Genomic DNA, 19,478 nt, shown 5'->3' with positions numbered 1-19,478 from the left:
ACAATTCACCTTGACATACTTCCGATTATCGGAAATAATGCGCAGTAACAGTCAGAACATCGAACGATCAGGCAATGCAGTATTTCGTCGTGATGATCGACTATGGCCGCCGTGGCCGCGAGGCGATCGTCGATCCCAAAATGACACGACGCGACGTCGTCTCACGAATCGCCTCGGGCGAATATACGAACATCAGCTTCATTCACGAGATTGCCGAGCGTTCGGTCGAGGATGTCACGGACGACCTGCTGGCCGAGGCCGCCCTGCCGGAGCTCCCCGTGACCGGCGCGAACCTGCAAGCCAATACGCTGGATCACACCCGCGACCTGCGCAAACACGAACCGGTCTGACACCGCTCACGGGTTGATTGCGAAAACGTGATCTTTCTTGAGCGGGCCACTTGGCCGGAACCCGAAACGGACTAGATAGGGTTCACGCAAAGTCTATTCGGACCAGGCGCGGGTTCCCTCTAGACTAGCGATTCGTTTCTCGGGCCGGCAAATTTCAGCTTCAGATGACTTCGACAACAAACGCCGAGATCGCGAAAGCCGATGGCGATCTCAGGATCGCGCTGCTGCTTGGCATCGCAAACTGGTTTCTGTTTCTGGACCATATTCCGCACAACGTCGTCGGCGCGCTGACCATGCGCAACTTCGGCTTCAGCGGCGCAACCGACCTTTTTGTATTCGTCGGCGGCTACGCCGTGACGCTCATCTACGCCAGGATGACGCTGGAACGCGGATTCCTGGTGGCCGCAACCCGCATCTTCAAGCGCGTATGGCAGCTCTATGCCGCCTATATCGTTCTGTTCGTGATCTATGTCGAGTTGATCAGCTATGTGGCCACCCGGACCGCGGCGCCCGAGATCATCAGCGAGTTCAACATCACCGGCTTCATCGATCACCCGATCCGGACGTTGATCTACGGCCTGTTCCTGCAGGCCAAGCCGCTCAATCTCGACGTGCTGCAACTCACCATTGCCTTGATGGCGTTCCAGCCCGTCATCGTGTTCGGGCTGTTGTACGTGCCGAACGCGACGGTCGTCGCGTCCGTGACCCTCTACGCGGCCGGCCGGCTGCTCAACTGGAACCTGTCGTCATATCCGTATGGCGACTGGTACCTCAATCCGTTCTGCTGGCAATTGCTGTTCGTGATGGGCGGCTGGCTCGCGCTGATCGGCGCGCGATATGCGCCCGCGATCCGCGCGATGCAGGCGGCTCCCGCGCTGCGCGCCATGGCGTTGCTGTATCTGCTGTTCGCCCTGACAATTGTCTCGATCAGCGATATCCCGGCACTCGCGCAAATGATGCCGAGTGGGCTGAGCGATGTGCTGCTGCCAAACGACCGGGAGGAGATCGCGCCTCATCGCATCCTGCACTTCCTGGTCCTGACATTCCTGTTCAGCTGGCTGGTGCCGCGCGATTGGGAAAACCTGCGATCTCCCGCCTTGCAGCCGATCATCAAGTGCGGCGAGGAATGGCTGGCCGTGTTCTGTGCAGGCGTCTTCCTCTCATTCGCTGCGCACCTGATCTTGATTACGGGCCCATACTCACTGGCAAGGCAGGTCGCGGTCAGCATCGCCGGTATCGCGGCGATGACGGCCGTCGCCTACTACGTCTCGTGGTCGAAGCAGCAGGACGGCAAGTCGGCCGTCGCTCATTCCTGATTCCTGCGGTTTAGTCGATCGCCAGCGACCGTCGCAGCCGCGCCTCGCTATCGCGCAACATCGCGGTGTCTGGCCCGCCTCCCCGACTATTTCCTGCGCGACGCCAGGATCTTCTCGGCGGCGCGCAGATGCGGCTTGTCCAGCATCTTGCCGTCCATCTTGGCGACTCCCGATGGATTATTGGCGAACGCGGCGATCACCCGCTCCGACCATGCGATTTCCTCATCTGTCGGCATGAAGGCCGCATTGACGACGTCGACATGCTTGGGGTGGATCACGGCCTTGGCGAGGAAGCCATCCTGGCGCGCGGCGACCGCCTCGGCCTTCAAAGCATCGAGATCGTTGATGTCGGTCGCGATGGTGTCGATCGCGACGACGCCGGCGGCGGCCGCGCCGATCAGGCAGAGATCGCGCGCCAGGATGAAGGGCGAGTGATAGCGGCCATCACTGCGGTTGCGCGTTGCCCCGAGCGAGGCCGCGAGATCCTCCGCGCCCCACATCATGCCCCACAGCCGCGGGCTCATGTTCTCGAAATCGAGGATTTTCAGCACCGCCCGCGCCGTCTCGGTCGCGACCGTCACGATCCGGGTGGTGCCCTGCGCGATGTCAGAGGCGGCCTCGAATGCGTCGAGATAGAGCGCGAGCCGGTTGACGTCGGCGGCACCGGCGCATTTCGGCAGCACGATGCCATCGGGTTTACCGGGCATCACGGCGGCAAGATCGCCGAGCGTCAGATCGGTGTCGAGCGCGTTGACGCGGACATAAAGCTTCTGCTCCGGATTGCGGGCATCGAGCATCTGGCGCGTGATGCCCCGCGCAACCACCTTCTGGTCCGGCGCGATGGAATCCTCGAGGTCGAGAATCAGCGCGTCGGCCGCGGTCTTCTTCGCGCTTTCATACTTCCGAGTGCTATCACCGGGAACGAACAGGAACGATCGCATCGCTTACGCCTTCGGCTTGCAGTGCATCAGGCCGGTGCGGCGGCAGCTCGCCACCACCTCGCCGCGCTGGTTGGTCATGGTGTGCTCGAACTCGACAATGCCCTGGGTCGGCCGCGACTTGCTGGCGCGCTTGCCGATGATCCTGGTGTGCGCCTTCAGCGTGTCGCCGTGAAACACCGGCTTCGGGAACTTGACGTCGGTCATGCCGAGATTGCCGACGGTCGTTCCCAGCGTCGTATCGTACACGCTCATGCCGATCATGATGCCGAGCGTATAGAGGCTGTTGAACAGCCGCTGGCCGAACTCGGTCTTCTCGGAGAAATGCGCGTCGATATGCAACGGCTGCGGGTTCATGGTCAGGAGGCTGAACATGGTGTTGTCCATCTCGGTCACGGTTCGGCTGAATTCGTGATGGAATTCCTGTCCGATCTCGAACTCCTCGAAATACAATCCAGCCATTACCGTCCCTTGTAGTTGGGCGTCCGCTTCTCGACGAACGCATTGAGCCCTTCCTGGCAATCTTCCGTCGATGCGACCACAACGAAGCTTTCCGCCGTGTTTTCCACCGAGCGGCGGAAATCGGCATCGACCGCGCGCATGAAGGCGTCGCGGCCGATCTTCATCACGATCGGCGATTTCGCCGCCAGCTTGCGTGCGATCTCGCGAGCCCGCGCGAGCGCGGTGCCCTTCGGCACCACCTCGCTGAGCAGCCCCATGCGAAAGGCGGTCGCGGCATCGAAGGGCTCGCCAAGGAACAGCGGGCCGAATGCCTGGTGCTTTCCGACCAGCCGCGGCAACTGCACGAAATGGATCGCCGGGATCAGGCCGACATCGATCTCGGGATAGCCGAAGGTCGAGCCGTCGCCCGCGACGATCATGTCGCAGGAGATCGCGATCGTCATGCCCCCGGCGCGCACCGCGCCATCGATCGCCGCAATGGTCGGCTTGCCCATGCGATACTGCGTATCGTTCAACGCAAAGTATAGCCGCTCGAGAAATGTCTTGGTCTCGATCGCGGGCTTGCCCCTGACGATGTCGAGATCGAGGCCGGCGCAAAACACCTTGTGAGCGCTGCTGATGATGACGGCACGCACCGCGTCGTCGTCGCGCGCTTTCGCCAGCGCCGCCAGCAGCGCATCGATCAGGGGAATGCTGAGTGCGTTGACCGGCGCGCGATCCAGCACGATCTCCGCAATCTGGTCGGTGACCGAGTAACGAACGAGGTCAGTGCTCATGATGTATTGCCTCCCGTTAGCTCTTGGTCTGCCGCACGGCGCCCGAGAGCAGCAGGCCATCGATCTCGGCGGAACCGAAGCCGGCCTCCGTCAGCACGGCGCGGCTATCCTGCCCGACGTCAGGCGCGGGGCAAAGGTGATCCTCGGACAGGCTCGCGATCCCCGGCGTGCGTGGCGTGTAGACCGCGCCGACGCCGGGTGTGTCCTGGCGCACCGATGCCCTGGTCGCCTCGACATGGACGTTGCGCAGCCATTCGCCGGGATCGAGGATCCGCTCGGCGATGATATCGGCCGCATGCAGCCGGGTCAGCCAGGCGTCCGTCGCCTGGGTCAGGAACACCTCGCGCAATTGCGGGATCAGCGCGTCGGCCGCATCGGCGCGCCGGGCGAAGTCGGCAAAACGCGGGTCGGCGGCGAGATCCTCACGGCCGATCGCACCGCACAGCCGCTTGTATTGCGGCTCGTTCACCAGGGTGACCATCATCCAGCCGTCCCGGGTCTGGTAGGTGCCGGCCGGAACGTTCAGCGCGCGCGGCGCGCCGCCCTCGAGGATGAACTCCGCCACCTTGTGGCCGAGCAGCGCCGACGTCGACTGGCAGAGATTGACGTCGATCCAGCGGCCGGTGCCGACGGTCGCACGCGCGAACAGCGTCGTGGCGATGGCCTGGAACGCATAGACGCCGGTGACGACGTCGGAAATCGTGGTGCCGACCCGATGCGGCACGCCATCGGCGCCGAGATTGACCGAGACCAGCCCCGAGAACGCCTGCGCCACCGAATCCGAGCCGGGCCGCTTGGCGTACGGGCCGCTCTGCCCGAAGCCGCTGACCGACAGATAGACCAGGGCGGGATTGTCGCGCGACAGGCCCTCGTAGCCGAGCCCGAGCCGCTCCGCGACACCGGGACGAAATCCTTCGATGAGCACGTCGGCCTCGCGCGACAGCCGCTGCGCGATCGCGATCCCGTCCTTGTGCTTCATGTCGAGGCACAGGCTGCGCTTGCCGCGGTTGTAGACCGCCGACAGTGTTGTGTGATTGCCGTAGGTCGTGCCGAGATAGCGCGACCAGTCGCCCTCCGACGGTTCGACCTTGATGACGTCGGCGCCGTAGACCCCAAGCAGCATCGCGCAATAGGGCGAGGCAATCCCCTGCCCGAAATCGAGTACCTTCAGCCCGCGATACGGCGCTTCATGCGTCGGCGTCAGCTTGCCCGCCATTTGTCCTCCCATCGCTGTCGAAGTGCCCTGTCCTTTGGGCATGATCCCGGCGCAAACGCTGCGCGCTTGTCGCGAGGGAAAACCGCTGCGCGCTTTTCGCGGATCATGCCCTACAGCGCCAGATAGCGCTGCCGGATGTTGTCGTTGGCCTTCAGCTCTTCGATCGAGGATGTGTAGACGATCTGTCCCTTATCGATAACCGTCGCGTGGCTCGCAAGGCCAAGGCAAAAATGCATGTTCTGCTCGGCGATCAATACTGTGGCACCGGTGCCGCGGAGCTGCCGCAGCAGTTCGCCGATGCGCTGCACGATGATCGGCGCCAGCCCCTCGCTCGGCTCATCCAGCAGCAGCAGCACGGGATTGCCCATCAGCGTGCGGGCGATCGCCAGCATCTGCTGCTCGCCGCCGGAGAGCCTTCCGGCGATCCGGTGCCGCAACGGCTCGAGCAGCGGGAACACGTCATAGACGCGGCGGATCGACCACTCGTCCTCGCCATCCGGCCCCTTCTTCTGGCCGATGACGAGATTGTCCTCGACCGTGTGCTCGGGAAAGATCTGGCGGTCTTCCGGCACGAAGCCGAGCCCGGCCCGCGCGATGTGATGCGGCCGCATTCCCGAGACCACCTGGCCGCGCAGGGTCACCCTGCCGCGGTGCGCCGGCGCCAGCCCCATGATGGCCTTCATGGTGGTCGACTTGCCGGCGCCGTTGCGGCCGAGCAGCGCCATGGTCTCGCCCTGCCGCACCGACAGGCCGACGCCGAACAGGATCTGGCTGGTGCCGTAATAGACGTCGAGGTCCTCGACCTGCACCACCGGCTGCGCGCTCATGCCACCGCTCCCGCGTGGTCGTCGCTGCCGAGATAGGCCTCGATCACGGCATCGTTCCTGCGGATCGCGTCCGGCGTCCCGGTCGCCAGGATCCGCCCGTAGCACAGCACGACGATTTGGGGCGCGATCTTGAACACGATGTCCATATCGTGCTCGATGAACACGACGGTGATCTTCTGCTTCTCCCAGAGCTCGCGCACCTTGTCGATCATGCGCCAGCGCTCCTCGGTACCCATGCCCGCGGTCGGCTCGTCAAGCAGCAGCACCTTGGGCTCGAGCACCAGCGCGAGCGCGATATCGAGCAGCTTCTGGTCGCCATGCGACAGCGTCGCCGCGGTCCGGTTGCGCTTCCCGGCGAGGCCGAGCAGCTCCATCGTATGCTCGGCGCGGTCGCGCGTCTCGGCCAGCGGAAACCGGCGATGCATCACGCCGGCGCGGCGCTGATCGGCACAGACTGCAGCGAGCATCGTCTCCTCCACCGTCAGCGACGGGAAGATGCTCGCGACCTGGAAGGCGCGGCCGATGCCATGGCGCACGATCTCCGGCGGGGCCTTGCCCGCCATGTCGACACCGTTGAGCAAGATCTGCCCGGCATCAGGCTGCAGCGCGCCCGTGATCAGGTTGAAGAATGTGCTCTTGCCGGCGCCGTTGGGGCCGATCACGGCAATGAGCGAACCGTCAGCGAAGTCGAGCGAGACGTTGTCGGTCGCCTTGACGCCGCCAAAGGATTTCGAGAGCCCGCGAATTTCCAGCATGACTAACCGCTCGCCTCCCGCAGACCGCCATAGGTGCTCCACGATGTGCCGGCAAGCCAGCCGCAATCGACCGGCACGTTGGCGCCGGTCATCGCGGAGGCCGCGTCGGAGGCCAGAAATGCGACGACGCGGCCGATCTCCGAGGGGTCGACGAGGCGGCGAAGTGCTGCATTGGCAGCCAGCGCCGAGACATCCCGCTCGCCGCGATCGATGGCATTCTTCAGCGCCGGCGTCAGCGTATAGCCGGGGGATACGGCATTGACGCGGATGCCGGACGGCCCCCATTCGGCCGCGAGGCATTCGGTGATGGCAATCACCGCCGCCTTGGCGGGCGCATAGGCATGCAACGGCATCGAGCGCATGCCGGCAATCGAGGCGATGTTGACGATGCTGCCGCGCTTGCGCGCGATCATCTGCCGCGCAAAGGCAACGCAGGCGACATAGGTGCCGCGCTGGTCGACACGCACGACGTCGTCCCAGGAGGTCATCGGCAGCTCGTGCGGCCGGGCCGGCACCTGGATGATGCCGGCGCTGTTGACCAGCACCGCGACCGGGCCGCAGTCGCGCTCGATCGCGGCCGCACAGGCCTCGATGCTGCGCTCGTCCGCCACGTCGGCCGCAAACGCCTTGCCACCAACTTCCGCCGCAACCGTCTGCGCCTTGGCGAGATCGCGGTCGAGAACGGCGACGAGATCGCCGGCTGCTGCGAGCTCACGCACGCACGCCGCGCCGATGCCGCTGGCGCCGCCGGTAACGACGCTGATCCGCGTCTGTGCACTCATGGCGCGCGCTCCCCGGCCTCTCCGCGACGCTGCGCGAACCATTCGACGACAAAGTCCATCAAGCCCTTTCGCAGGCCAATGGCAAAGAACAGGATCACGATGCCGAGCACGATGCCGTGATACTCGGTCAGGCGGGTAACGGTATCGTTGAGGATCAGCAGCAGCACCGTGCCGACCATCGGTCCGAGGAAGGTTGTCACGCCGCCGAGCATGTTGATGAAGATGCCCTCGCCCGAGATCGTCCAATAGGCGAACTCGGGATAGGCGCCGGAGACGAACAGCGCCATGATGATGCCGCCGGTCGCGGCGAACAGCGCGGCGAGCACAAAGATCGTCAGCTTGGCACGCCAGACATCGATGCCGATGAAGCTCGCCCGCGTGGCGTTGTCGCGGATCATGCGCAGCGTGTAGCCGAACGGCGATTGCGCGATCTGGCGCATGAGCAGCAGGCCGATCACCAGCAGGGCACAGCTCGTGATGTAGAGATGCAGATGATTCGACAGATCGATGCCGAGAAACGGCGGCCTCGGGATCCCGCCGCGCAGGCCCTGGTCGCCGCCGGTCAGCGATTGCCACGACAGGATGGTTGAGTGAATCAGCATCTGAAATGCCAGCGTGACGAAGGCGAAGTAGATTTCCTTCAACCGCACGCAGATCGCGCCGATGACGACGGCGACGACCAGGGTCATCGCCAGCGTGGCGACGAAGGCCACCGGGATCGGCACGCCGGTCTTCTGCATCATCAGCCCGAAACCATAGGCACCGAGGCCGAAGAACATGCCGTGGCCGAACGAGATCAAACCGGTATAGCCGACCAGAAGGTTGAGCGACGTCGCGAACAATCCATAGGCCGCACAGCGGATCACGAAGTCGAGCAGCTGCTTGCTGCCAAAGATGAACGGCAGCAGCGCGAGCAGGACAAAGGCCACGAGCGCGATCAGCACATCGCGGTAGCGCTGCGGCCTGGCGTCGATCCGGGCAACATCGAGGGGCTGCGTGCCCTGCCCGGCCTGCAATTCGGTCATGCGACCTCCTTGCCGAACAGCCCGGTCGGGCGCGAGACCAGCACAATCACCATAAACAGATACATCAGCCCCTCGGTGAACAGCGGGAAGCCGAGCGATCCGAAGGAGCGGATCAGGCCGATCAAAAGCGCGCCGATCAACGCGCCGAGGATCGAGCCCATGCCGCCGATCACGGTCACGATGAAGGACTCGATCAGTACCGAGAAGCCCATGCCCGGTGTCAGCGAGCGCACCGGCGCGGCAAGCGCTCCCGCCAGTCCCGCCAGCATGCCGCCAAGCGCAAATACGCCGCCATAGATCAGCCCGGTGTTGATCCCCAGCGCCGAGACCATTCCGGGATTATGCGCAGCCGCACGGATCACCTTGCCGATCCTGGAGCGCGCCAGCCCCAGGCCGAGAACAACGGCCGCGGCGAGCGCCACCCCGATCAAGAGCAGATAGTACGGCGGCACCACGCCGCCGGCGATGAACAGCGGCGGCACCTGGAATGCAGCCGGCATGCCCATCGACTTGAACTCAGGCCCCCAGATCATGCGGACAACATCGTCGAAGATCAGCACGAAGGCGTAGCAGACCAGGAGCTGCATCAAGACGTCGCGCCCGTAGACCCGGCTCATGAACACGCGCTCGAAGATCAGGCCGAGGATCGCGGTCCCGACGGCGCCGCTCAGCATCGCCAGCGCGAAGCTGCCGGTGAGCTGATAGGCCGTCATCGCGAAATAGGCGCCGAACATATAGAAGGCGCCGTGGCTGAAATTGACCACCTTGAGCACGCCGAAGATCAGCGTCAGCCCAACGGCGACAAGGAGCAGCAGCATGCCGATGATCAGGCCGCTGGTGGTTTGCGTTACCAGGCAGGCAGGGCTGGCGAGGCAACTGGCGAGCGCGTCGAGGTCCACGGAAACTCATCCATCACGGCGGGCCGCAACGTCGGCGCGCGACAAACATCAGATGCGCGGCGGAGGCAGCCGGCGGCAGCCTCCGCCGCACATGCGGATCAGGTGTAGCCCTTGCTCTTCTTCCACTCGGCTTCGAGCTCGAAGATGGTCTTCCAGTCTCCGGCCTTCACATCAGGCACGTAGGGCTCCTGCGGGATCGTGGTGCCCCAGCCGATGGCGTAGCCGACCAGCGTGTGATCGTCGGCGCGCATTGTGACGGTGCCGTCAGCGCCGAACGGGCACTTGATGGTGAGGCCGGTGAGCGCTTCCGCGACCTTCTTGCCGTCGGTCGAGTTCGCCTTCTTGACGGCCTCGTTGAGGAACATGACCGCCGTGGCGTTCTGCCACGACCAGTTGGTCGGATACTCGTTGTACTTGGCCTTGTAGGCATCGCCCCAGGCGGCATTTTCCGGCGTCGGCGGGAATGTCTTGATATAGCGATCGCCGGAGTGGATGCCCTTGGGCAGGTTCTTCACCACCGTGAGTGCGGTGTAGTCGGCCATGTTGACCGCGAACACCTCCATCTGGGTGAACATCGCGTAGATGTTGGCCTGGTCGATGTAGGAAGTGAGATCGCCGCCCCACAGGCAGGAATAGAGCGCCTGCGGCTTGGCCTGCAGGATCTTCGTCACCACCTCGGTGTAGTCGGGCTGGAACAGCTTTGGCCAGGACTCGCTGATGATCTCGACGTCGGGCGCGAACTTCTTCAGGTAGAGCACGAACTCGCCGGTGGTGTCGCGGCCATAGGCATAGTCGGGCGAACAGGTCGCCCATTTCTTCAGGCCCTTGGCCTTGGCGATCCCTGCCGCGTAGCTGGCGCCGACGATCGAGTCGTGAATGCCTTGCCGCACGCAGCGGAAGGCGTTCGGGATGTGCTGCTTGGGATCGGCGGTCAGCGACGACGCTTCCGAGCAGGTGTGGATGCAGAGCACCCCGAGATCCCGCGCCACTTCGTGAACCGCGAACGATCCCGAGGACGCTTCGCCGTCGAGCAGCATCTCGCAACCGTCGGTGTTGACGAGTTCGCGCGCGATGCGCGCGGCCTCCTGCGGCTGCCCCTTGGAGTCGCGGATCACCATCTCGATCTGCCGCCCGGCAAGGCCGCCGGCGGCATTGACCTTCTCGACCTCCAGCAGCACTGCGTTGCGCGAGGACGTTCCGAGTTGCGCGACGCGGCCCGACAGAATGGTCGGCATGCCGATCTTGATCGTCTTGGCCTGTGCGCGCGCCACCCATGGCGCGGCAAAGCTCACCGCACCGGCGCCCATCAGCGCAAGGGTCGAGCGCCGGGTGATGCCCGGTTTCCGGGTCCTCTTCATCATTCCCCTCCCTGTCGGGTTCGCGTTCCCAAAATCCCTGCCGGAGATCGTTTCGTCTCCATGGCCACGATGTTTTCAGAGCAAGGGGGGTGACGTCAAGCCAAAGATGAATTACGACTCATAATTCATCTAGGGAGAAAACGGCGCCGGAATCGGCCCCGCGGGCGGCAAATGATCAACCTTTCCAGCTTCATCGCATTTCATGCCCGGCGGACTCCGGACCGCTGTGCGCTGAAATATCGCGGCGAGGACGTCTCCTACGCCGACTTTGATCTGCGAATCCGGCAGGTCGGCGGCTGGCTCGCGGCGCGCGGGATCGCGCCCGGCGACGTCGTCGCCGTGCTGATGAAGAACAGCACGGCCTTTCTCGAGCTGGTGTTTGCGACCAGCCATATCGGCGCGGTGTTCCTGCCGATCAACTATCGCCTCTCGGCCGATGAGGTCGGCTACATCGTCGGCAATTCGGGCGCGCGCCTCTTGGTCGCCGACGAGGAGTTTGCCGCGATCGCCGCCGGCGGCGCGCCAGTCGTGCTGCTCGATGAGGTCGCGCAGTCCAGCGTCACCAACCTTGCGCCCGACATCGCGCCGGCGCCGATCCATGTGTGCGGGCCGCGCGATCTGATGCGGCTGATGTACACCTCGGGCACGACGGATCGTCCCAAGGGGGTGATGCTCAGTTACGAAAACATCTACTGGAAATCCGCCGACCAGACCCTGGTGCTCGGGCTCAACGCCGACACGCGGCTGCTCGTCGTCGGTCCGCTCTATCACGTCGGCGCGCTCGACCTGCCCGGCATCGCGGTGCTCTGGCATGGCGGCATGCTGTGCATTCACCGGACCTTCGAGCCTGAACCTGCGCTCGCCGCGATCGAGCGGGAGAAGCTGAACGCGGCGTGGTTCGCGCCGGTCATGACCACGGCCCTCCTCACCCATCCGAACCGCGAGCGCTACGACGTCTCCAGCCTGCAATGGGCGATCGGCGGCGGCGAGAAGACACCGGAAGTCCGCATCCGCGCCTTCTCTGACTATTTCAAGAACGCGCGCTACATCGATGCCTACGGCCTCACCGAAAGCTGCGGCGGCGATACCTTCATGGACGCGGGCCGCGAGATCGAGAAGATCGGCTCGACCGGCCGCGCCATCGCCCATGTCGAGATCGAGATCCGCGACGATGCCGGCAAGCGCCTGCCGGCCGGCCAGAACGGCGAGATCTGCCTGCGCGGCCCGAAGGTCACGCAGGGCTACTGGAAGGATCCCGGGAAGACCGCATCCGCGTTCTTCGGCGACTGGTTCCGTACCGGCGATGTCGGCTATCTCGACGACGACGGCTTCCTGTATCTGACCGATCGCAAGAAGGACATGATCATCTCCGGCGGCGAGAACATCGCCTCCTCCGAGGTCGAGCGCGTCATCTACGAAATGCCTGAAGTGCGCGAGGTCGCGGTGATCGGCCTGCCGGACCCGCGCTGGGGCGAGAAGCCGGTCGCGATCGTGGTGCTGGCCGACGACGCCAAGCTCGACCTGCCCGGTCTCACCGACCACTGCCGGACACGGCTCGCCGGTTTCAAAGTGCCGCGGCAGCTCGTCATCCGCGACAGCCTGCCGCGCAATCCATCCGGCAAGGTGCTCAAACGCGTGCTCCGTGCCGAACTCGAGGCCACCGCATGACGCAAGCGACATCCGCCAAAGTGACAAAACTCAACCGGATCGAGCGCAACGCCTGGACCAAGCAGAAGATCTTCGACGCCGCGACCAAGGTCGTCGGCAAATACGGCTATGCCGAAGCCTCGGTCGCGCGCATCACCGAGGCTGCCGGCGTCGCGCAGGGCACCTTCTACAATCATTTCGAGAACCGCCAGGAGCTGCTCGACCAGCTGCTGCCGAAGATCGGCCTCGACATGGTCCGCTTCATCCATGCGCGCACCGGCACCGCGAGCGAGGCCCGGCAGGAGGTCGAGCGCTTCGGCGCCTTCTTCGATTTCATTCGCGAGGTGCCGGAATTCCTGCGCATCCTCAACGAGGCCGAATTCTTCGCGCCGATCGGCTACCAGAAGCATTTTGACAACATCTCGAGCGCGTATGTGCGGATCCTGCAACGCGCGCGGGCTGCGGGCGCGACCAACGCCTTCAGCGACGAGGAATTCGAGGCCATCGTCCAGGTGCTGATGGGCGCGCGCGGTTATCTCAGCCGCCGCTATTCCTATTCCGAGCGCGGCGTCACCGCGGTGCCCGACTATGTGATCACGGCCTATCAAAAGCTGGTCACCCGCGGCCTGTTCACCACCAGCGACAAGGGAAGAAAGTCATGAGCGCTGAGGGCACCATCCTCGTTACCGGCGGCAGCCGCGGCATCGGCGCGGCGACCGCGACACTGCTCGCCGATCAGGGGCATCGCGTCGTCATCGTCGACATCGCGCCCGAGCCGCTGGTTGGAACAGCCGCCGTGCTGTGGCCGGCGCCGTTCGACGTCGCGAGCGAGAGCGCCGTTGTCGCAGGCATTGCCGATATCGAGACCGCGCATGGTCCGATCACCGGCCTCGTCAACGCCGCCGGCGTGTTCGGCAAGATGCACACGATCGAACGGGTGCGGATGGAGCAATGGGATCGCGAGGTCAATATCGACCTGCGCGGCACCTTCCTGGTCGCGCGCAGCGTCGGCATCGCCATGGCGAAGCGTCGGCATGGCGCGATCGTCAACGTCGCCTCGGTGGCCGGCATGACGTCGGGCCCGATCCACGCCTATACCGCGGCGAAGGCCGGCGTCATCCAGATCACGCAGACGCTCGCCGCCGAATGGGGCCGTTCCGGCGTCCGCGTCAACGCAGTGTCGCCCGGCTTCACCCGCACGGCAGCGCTCGAGGCCGGCATCGCATCGGGCGCCCTCAACAAGGACCTGCTGGCGCGGCCGACCGCGCTGAACCGGCTGGTCGAGCCGATCGAAGTCGCGCAGGCGATCGCATGGCTGCTCTCGCCGCAGAGCAGCGGCATCACCGGCATCAACCTGCCGGTCGATGCCGGCTACATCGCAGGCACCACCTGGGCCGCCTATGGCGGCCTGCCGGAAGCCGCACGCAGCTGAGGACAACGCATGAATATCGAGCTTCCGCGCAAACACCTCGATCTGTCCTCCGCCATCGCCGAGGGCGACATCCGCGTGCTGCTGATGGTGCTGGTGCACATGACCGGCGACGAGAAGTGGCTCGAGCCGCCCTACAAGCCGAAGCGCGACGTCCGTCTGATCCCGGATCCCGACGCCGGTGTGCCTCAGGAGATCCAGGACGAGATTCGCGCGGCGGTCCTGAACCTGTTCGCGAACGGCACCCCGAAGCCCGTCATCACCGATCCCGGCAATGAGCTGATGCTGCGGATGATGCGCGCGACGCTCGGCGACAATGTCGCGCCGGAATATGCGCCGCTGATGCGGGAGGAGATGGGCTTCATCCCACGCGACGCGCGCTGGCGCGAGCGCCCTTCTGGCGAGAAGCTGGCGCAGCAGCATGTGCTGATCGTCGGCGCCGGGGTCTGCGCGATCGCGCTTGGCGTCGCGCTCGGCCGGCTCGGCATCCCCTATACGATTGTCGAGAGGCAGGACGAGATCGGCGGCACCTGGTACGTCAACCGCTATCCCGGCTGCGGCGTCGATACGCCGAACCACTCCTATTCCTTCTCGTTCGGCGCCCGCAATCCGTGGACCCGCTATTTCGCGCAGCGCCAGGAGCTGCTCGATTATCTGCTCAAGGTCGTGCGCGAATACGACATCCGCAAGCATGTCCGCCTCAATACCGAGCTCGTCGCCTCGCGCTGGGACGAAGGCAAGCGACGCTGGATCTCGACGCTGAAGACTGCCCGCGGCGAAGAAACCTTTGAATCCACCGCGCTGGTCAGCGCGATCGGCCAGCTCAATGATCCCCTGCCTGCCCGCTTTGAGGGAGACGAGGCCTTCACAGGCCTGAAGGTCCATTCGGCGCTGTGGTCCGACGACATCAAGCTCGACGACAGGCATGTCGCCGTGATCGGCACCGGCGCAACCGGGATGCAGCTGGTGCCGTCGATCGCCGACCGCGTCGCCTCGGTCACCGTCTACCAGCGCACCGCGCAATGGGCGCGGCCGGTGAAGGGCTATTCCGATCCGATCACCGAAGGTGCGCAGTGGCTGCTCGCGCATCTGCCGTTCTATGTGCAGTGGTATCGCTTCAACATGTTCTGGCGTTACGGCGACGGATTGCTGCCGTTCCTGCGCAAGGATCCGGCCTGGCCGCATCCGGACCGCGCCGTCAACAAGGGCAACGACCGGCATCGCCAGGAGCTCGCCGACTTCATCCTGTCCGAGCTGAAGAATCGCCCCGACCTGATCGAGAAATGCATGCCGACCTATCCGCCCTACGGCAAGCGCATCCTGCTCGACAACAACTGGTTCAAGACGCTGACCAAACCGAATGTCGAGCTGGTCACCGACAAGATCGACCATTTCGCCGCAGACGGAATCGTCACCGCCGATGGCACGTCGCGGCAGCACGACGTCATCGTGATCTCGACCGGCTTCAAGGTCTCCGAGATGGCGGCGCGGCTCAACATCACCGGGCGTAACGGCAAGAACCTCAAGCAGGCGTGGCGCGACGACAATCCGACCGCCTATCTCGGCCTCACCGTGCCTGATTTTCCCAATCTCTTTCTGATGCTCGGCCCCAATTCGGGGCCCGCGCATGGCGGCAGCGTCATCTTCCAGTCGGAGTGCCAGAGCCGCTACATCTCCGCGTGCCTTGTCGAGATGATCGAGAATGACATCGCCGCGATCGACGTGCATCCCGACGCGCATGACGCATATATCCGCGACGTCGACGCCGAGCACGAGCAATTGATCTGGACGCATCCGGGCATGACGACCTACTACCGCAACAGCAGCGGCCGGGTGTTCTCGGCGATGCCGTGGCGGTTCGTCGACTACTGGAAGATGACGCACGATCCGGACTTCACCCAATATCGAAAGACCAAGTCGCGACAGGACTCCTGACCTGAATTCCCTCGCTCGTTAACTTGACAGATGGCTATAACTGCCGCAGCATTTCGCTGACTGCACCTGTTGGGGTGCTGGAGCGCTTGCTCCTCGCGTCGCAGGAATTGACGGACGATTATGGGATCGGCTGTCAGGCAGCTGAAACGGACAGATGTCCGTCGGCCCACCCTTGGAGAGGAGCATGACGCCACCGGCGCAAGCCAGCGACCTTGCTCAGCGGCAAGGTCCCGGTGCACGTTGAGGCAAACAGCAGCTGCTAGCCGCGTGCGCCACCGACAATCTGAACATATCCGCAGGACAGGAGCGCAAAGGCCACGCGCTTTTAGGTCCCGAAACACGACTGGTCGATACCAGACATCCTTCGCTAAAACGAAGTAGCAGGGCCCCGCGATGCTTGACTGCACCGGGGCCCGTTCGTTTGCCCGCGAGCTCCCCTTCGTCACGCCGCATTGCGCCCCCGCACAGGATCGGGAACAATTGTCGCGACGAGATGAGGAATGATGATGGAAAAGCCGCGGGTCCGAATCTACACCGACTACAAGTCTCCCTATGCCTATGTCGCCAACAAGCGGCTGTTCGAACTCGAGGAGAGATACGGCGTCGAGCTGGAATGGCTGCCCTATACGCTGCGCATTCCCGAATTCATGGGCACGGTCGAGGAGCGTACGCCGCACTTCTGGCGCAAGGTGCGCTACGCCTACATGGATGCGCGCCGGTTCGCCAACGCGCAGGGACTGACCATGAAGGGCCCGCGCCGGATCTACGACGCCTTCTACGCCAGCGCCGGGATGCTGTTCGCGCAGCGTCACGGGCTGTTCCGGCCTTATCACGATACGGTGTTCCGGAAGTTCTGGAACCACGAGCTGGAAATCGACGAGCTGCCCGAGATTGCCGGCGTGATCACCGCGGTCGGTGGCTCCGCCGACGCCTTCGAGGCCTATGTTCGCGGCCCTGCCCGCGCCGAACATGATCGCATCATCGACGAGGCCGAAGCCCTCGGCGTGTTCGGCGTGCCCAGCATGGTGTTCAACGGCGAGTTGTTCTGGGGCGGCGACCGCATCGACATGCTGATCGAGCGGATCAAGCAGCCGGAGACGATTGCGATCGCGCTTGGCAGCCGGCACCGGACGTAGGCGCCGACCGTTTCGAATCTGCCTATCGTCGCTGATCGATCAGCCTCCGTTCAGGATCGCCCAGCACCTGGTGCGTTCCAGCACCGGTTTCAACGCCGCGCGCTCGCCGGCATCGAGCGCGGCAAACTTCTCGCGCAGCTGCTGCAGGCATTTGACCTGATATTTGAACGGCGCCAGTGCATAGGGCAGTCCCCAGACCTTGATTTCGAGCCGCTCGAGGCCTTTCGCGAATGCATCCGCGTTGGCCGCAAGGAACGGCAGATAAAGTTCGCCGGCGATCCGCAGCAGCGCCTCCGCGAACCCGCCAAGCGCCTGCTCACGAGGATACCAGTCACCCTCGACACCTGATGCATCATCGAGCCGCCGCACCCAATGATCGGTGAACGGCGCGCGCTCGCGCATGATCCGCATCGGGGTCGGGTCGGTCGCCATCTCGCTGAGCTGGCCGAACCAGGCAAAATCCGCCAGCGACGGCCGGCTGCCGAACAGATAGCTCCTCATGCCGACATGCGGCTCGAACGCGGCAAGCGTACGCCGGTAGCTCTCCTCCAGCAGCGGCCTGTTCTCATCCGTCGCGCCGAGAATGACCATGCGCGAAATCTGCCGCTGCCGGAACTCTTCGATCTCCTCGCGGCTGCCGGCCTCGGCCTGCGATGTTGACCACTCCTCGCCGGCCCAGCGCGAGACATAGGCCTGGTCTTCCGGATCCCACCAACGATAGAGAAACAACGGCTTCACCGCCCATTCGTCGGCGAGGTCCTCGAGCAGATCGCTGATGAAAGCGATGGCCTTGTCTTCGGGGATCACCGACCGTCCCTGATGCCGCGCTTCCAGATCATAGGCCAGCGTCGTGGTCTCGCCGCGGTAGCTGCCGTCGGGATATTGCAGCACCGGGATCAGCATCGGCTTCAGATGCGCGGTTGCCTCGCGCAAAGCCTTGGTCATGATCACCCAGTCGTGCGGGATCCGGCGGTAGCGCATCAGCGCGCGCAGCTTGATCGCATAGGGCGACGCAGTCGAGCCGATCAGGCGATAGCGGTTCTCCGTCATGACGATTGCTCCAAAAACGCCGGATTGCCGTACGGATAGAACTGCGCGAGATCGACGTTCTTGTACGGCAGCTTGTCGAGACGCGTGGTACCGAGGAACGGCTCATCGGGTTCGACCAGGAGGATCGTCTTGGCAAATCCATTGTCGTCGAAGCCGCGCCGGAAATGGACCCGCGACTTGATCGCCATCACGTCAAAGGCGCCGATGTCGGGCACCAGCGCCTTCAGCGAGAACGGCTCCATGACCTGCACCAGATAGGTGGACAGGATCAGCACATTGTTGCGGCCGAAGCGCACGCAGACCCAGAACTGGCCGTAGCCCTCGCCCGCCGCCGAAACCGTGCCCTGGATCCGAACCGGATCGCCTGCCGACTCGTCGGCGCGGCCGCCGATCTCCATGTCGAAGGCGTCGCCGGCCTTGGCGCCGGCGGCCTTCAGGCTTGCGGTCGCCCCGGCGTCGGCGATGGTCGCGATCACGGTGTTGGCGAGGTCCTGCGCGATGATCTCACGCAGCAGCCAGGTCGCCGACCCCGACCGGTCGCTGTGATCGGCCAGCACCACCGGTGTGTTGCCAGCGGCGACGGCCTGCTTGGCCAGCGCGACGCCCTCGGCGATGCTGTGCAATTTGGTCGATTGCAGCAAGGCTTCGCGCAGCCGCCAGATCGTGCCGGCGAGATCGCGCGCGATTTGCTCGGCGAGCTTTGGATTGTCGTTGGTCAGAACCTGCACGGTCATGCCGACATCGGGAACGTCGGCGAACGGGAAGCCGAAGAAGATGTTGACATAGACGTCGACCTCGCGCGCCTCCCAGACCAGCGCGCGCTGCACGAGGTCCATCCAGGGCCGCGCCCCGGTCCATTGCAGCACCGTGGGCGAGATCACGGGAACCTTGATCGTCCTGTGCGCCGGCTTGTAATCGCCTCGGATCGCCCGCACCAGCATTCGCGCCGCGCGTTCGCCCTGCAGATGCGCGTCATAATGCGGGAAATATTTGACCGCGAATGCCATGTCCGCCTGCTCGAGGAACGCCTCATCCTCGTTGCCGTGAGGATCGAACGTCGCCGCAATGAAGGCGGAGCGGCCGACCACTTCGCGGACCTGCCGCGCCAGATCGGCTTCGGGACGCGGCACGCCGCGCACGGCCATCGCGCCATGCAAGCACAGATAGACGCCGTCGAACGGTCCCTCCTCCTTCAATCCGGCGATCATCTTGCCGGTGAAGGTGCGATAGGCTTCCTCGGTGATCCAGCCGGATCCGGTGTAAGTCTTCGGCCAGAGCGGGGATTCGATGCCGACCAGCTCGACCTCGGAGAACTCGCGCGCCACCTGCACGAAGCCGCCCATATAGTTCATGGGATCGAACTGCAGCAGCGCCTCGCCTTTGGCCGGCGAGCCCGGATAGATGAAGTCGTCGAGCGTGGTCTCGTTCGGCAGGAACGAGACGGTTTCGTGGGAGAAATGCAGGACGGCGATACGTATCTTGCGATCGCTCATTTTGGTGCGCCTCGGCTGTTTTTCGCATTGTGGCATTGAAGGCGCGGCGCGCCAATCCGCATTCGGTTTTTGCCCGCCAGACCT

The 19,478-nt window shown here is 64.4% G+C and carries 19 protein-coding genes; 7 read left to right on the top strand and 12 right to left on the bottom strand.

Going from position 1 to position 19,478, the window contains the following annotated elements:
- The first annotated feature begins 74 nt into the window (after positions 1-74).
- Positions 75-350: a hypothetical protein gene (locus J2R80_RS20850; protein WP_168856034.1), complete on the top strand. Its 276-nt coding sequence runs from the start codon at positions 75-77 to the stop codon at positions 348-350.
- Between the two features lie 164 nt (positions 351-514).
- Positions 515-1,666, top strand: coding sequence for an OpgC domain-containing protein (locus tag J2R80_RS20845; RefSeq protein WP_253639325.1), 1,152 nt, complete (start codon positions 515-517; stop codon positions 1,664-1,666).
- An 86-nt stretch (positions 1,667-1,752) separates the two neighbouring features.
- Here the strand turns inward: J2R80_RS20845 and J2R80_RS20840 are convergent, their stop codons facing one another.
- The 10 genes from J2R80_RS20840 to J2R80_RS20795 all read right to left on the bottom strand — a co-directional run bounded on the left by J2R80_RS20840 (position 1,753) and on the right by J2R80_RS20795 (position 10,704).
- Positions 1,753-2,607, bottom strand: coding sequence for a CoA ester lyase (locus J2R80_RS20840; RefSeq protein WP_253639324.1), 855 nt, complete (start codon positions 2,605-2,607; stop codon positions 1,753-1,755).
- A 3-nt stretch (positions 2,608-2,610) separates the two neighbouring features.
- Positions 2,611-3,066 (bottom strand): MaoC family dehydratase, encoded by a 456-nt coding sequence (locus J2R80_RS20835; protein WP_016847346.1) that lies wholly within the window; start codon positions 3,064-3,066, stop codon positions 2,611-2,613.
- Positions 3,066-3,842 carry an enoyl-CoA hydratase/isomerase family protein gene (locus J2R80_RS20830; protein WP_076834108.1) on the bottom strand — a complete coding sequence of 259 codons (777 nt, stop codon included), beginning with the start codon at positions 3,840-3,842 and terminating at the stop codon, positions 3,066-3,068. The genes J2R80_RS20835 and J2R80_RS20830 overlap by 1 nt, the downstream gene beginning before the upstream one ends.
- A gap of 16 nt (positions 3,843-3,858) precedes the next feature.
- Positions 3,859-5,058: a CaiB/BaiF CoA-transferase family protein gene (locus J2R80_RS20825; RefSeq protein WP_253639323.1), complete on the bottom strand. Its 1,200-nt coding sequence runs from the start codon at positions 5,056-5,058 to the stop codon at positions 3,859-3,861.
- 110 nt (positions 5,059-5,168) lie between these two features.
- On the bottom strand, positions 5,169-5,885 hold the full coding sequence (locus tag J2R80_RS20820; protein WP_075968245.1) for an ABC transporter ATP-binding protein: 717 nt from the start codon (positions 5,883-5,885) through the stop codon (positions 5,169-5,171).
- Entirely contained in the window at positions 5,882-6,640 is a 759-nt protein-coding gene (locus J2R80_RS20815; RefSeq protein WP_253639322.1) for an ABC transporter ATP-binding protein, read from the bottom strand. Before J2R80_RS20815 ends, J2R80_RS20820 begins: the two co-directional genes overlap by 4 nt.
- A 2-nt stretch (positions 6,641-6,642) precedes the next feature.
- Positions 6,643-7,422 (bottom strand): SDR family NAD(P)-dependent oxidoreductase, encoded by a 780-nt coding sequence (locus J2R80_RS20810; RefSeq protein ID WP_076834115.1) that lies wholly within the window; start codon positions 7,420-7,422, stop codon positions 6,643-6,645.
- Complete coding sequence (locus J2R80_RS20805) at positions 7,419-8,447, bottom strand: branched-chain amino acid ABC transporter permease (RefSeq protein WP_038383496.1); 1,029 nt, start codon at positions 8,445-8,447, stop codon at positions 7,419-7,421. Before J2R80_RS20805 ends, J2R80_RS20810 begins: the two co-directional genes overlap by 4 nt.
- A complete protein-coding gene (locus J2R80_RS20800; protein WP_253639321.1) occupies positions 8,444-9,346 on the bottom strand; it encodes a branched-chain amino acid ABC transporter permease in 903 nt (300 codons plus the stop codon). Before J2R80_RS20800 ends, J2R80_RS20805 begins: the two co-directional genes overlap by 4 nt.
- Positions 9,347-9,444: 98 nt before the next feature.
- Positions 9,445-10,704, bottom strand: coding sequence for an ABC transporter substrate-binding protein (locus tag J2R80_RS20795; RefSeq protein WP_038383532.1), 1,260 nt, complete (start codon positions 10,702-10,704; stop codon positions 9,445-9,447).
- A 171-nt stretch (positions 10,705-10,875) separates the two neighbouring features.
- On the opposite strand from J2R80_RS20795, the gene J2R80_RS20790 reads away from it, so the two are divergent.
- From J2R80_RS20790 to J2R80_RS20770, 5 genes are all read left to right on the top strand, one after another.
- Complete coding sequence (locus J2R80_RS20790) at positions 10,876-12,372, top strand: AMP-binding protein (RefSeq protein ID WP_253639320.1); 1,497 nt, start codon at positions 10,876-10,878, stop codon at positions 12,370-12,372.
- Complete coding sequence (locus J2R80_RS20785) at positions 12,369-13,013, top strand: TetR/AcrR family transcriptional regulator (protein WP_253639319.1); 645 nt, start codon at positions 12,369-12,371, stop codon at positions 13,011-13,013. Before J2R80_RS20790 ends, J2R80_RS20785 begins: the two co-directional genes overlap by 4 nt.
- Positions 13,010-13,783: an SDR family NAD(P)-dependent oxidoreductase gene (locus tag J2R80_RS20780; protein ID WP_253639318.1), complete on the top strand. Its 774-nt coding sequence runs from the start codon at positions 13,010-13,012 to the stop codon at positions 13,781-13,783. The genes J2R80_RS20785 and J2R80_RS20780 overlap by 4 nt, the downstream gene beginning before the upstream one ends.
- A 9-nt stretch (positions 13,784-13,792) precedes the next feature.
- Positions 13,793-15,715: an NAD(P)/FAD-dependent oxidoreductase gene (locus tag J2R80_RS20775; protein WP_253639317.1), complete on the top strand. Its 1,923-nt coding sequence runs from the start codon at positions 13,793-13,795 to the stop codon at positions 15,713-15,715.
- Between the two features lie 506 nt (positions 15,716-16,221).
- A complete protein-coding gene (locus J2R80_RS20770) occupies positions 16,222-16,851 on the top strand; it encodes a 2-hydroxychromene-2-carboxylate isomerase (RefSeq protein ID WP_253640999.1) in 630 nt (209 codons plus the stop codon).
- A gap of 39 nt (positions 16,852-16,890) precedes the next feature.
- Here J2R80_RS20770 and J2R80_RS20765 read toward each other — a convergent pair whose 3' ends face one another.
- Both J2R80_RS20765 and J2R80_RS20760 read right to left on the bottom strand, forming a co-directional pair.
- The gene (locus J2R80_RS20765) at positions 16,891-17,901 is read right to left on the bottom strand and encodes a glutathione S-transferase N-terminal domain-containing protein (protein WP_253639316.1); all 1,011 of its coding nucleotides are present in this window, start codon (positions 17,899-17,901) and stop codon (positions 16,891-16,893) included.
- Positions 17,898-19,394, bottom strand: coding sequence for a M81 family metallopeptidase (locus J2R80_RS20760; protein ID WP_253639315.1), 1,497 nt, complete (start codon positions 19,392-19,394; stop codon positions 17,898-17,900). The genes J2R80_RS20765 and J2R80_RS20760 overlap by 4 nt, the downstream gene beginning before the upstream one ends.
- Positions 19,395-19,478: the final 84 nt, after the last annotated feature.

Source organism: Bradyrhizobium sp. USDA 4541 (assembly GCF_024171085.1).
GTDB lineage: Bacteria > Pseudomonadota > Alphaproteobacteria > Rhizobiales > Xanthobacteraceae > Bradyrhizobium > Bradyrhizobium australafricanum.
Note: the sequence above shows the minus strand (reverse complement) of the source record. Positions and strands in the feature narration are given on the sequence as shown.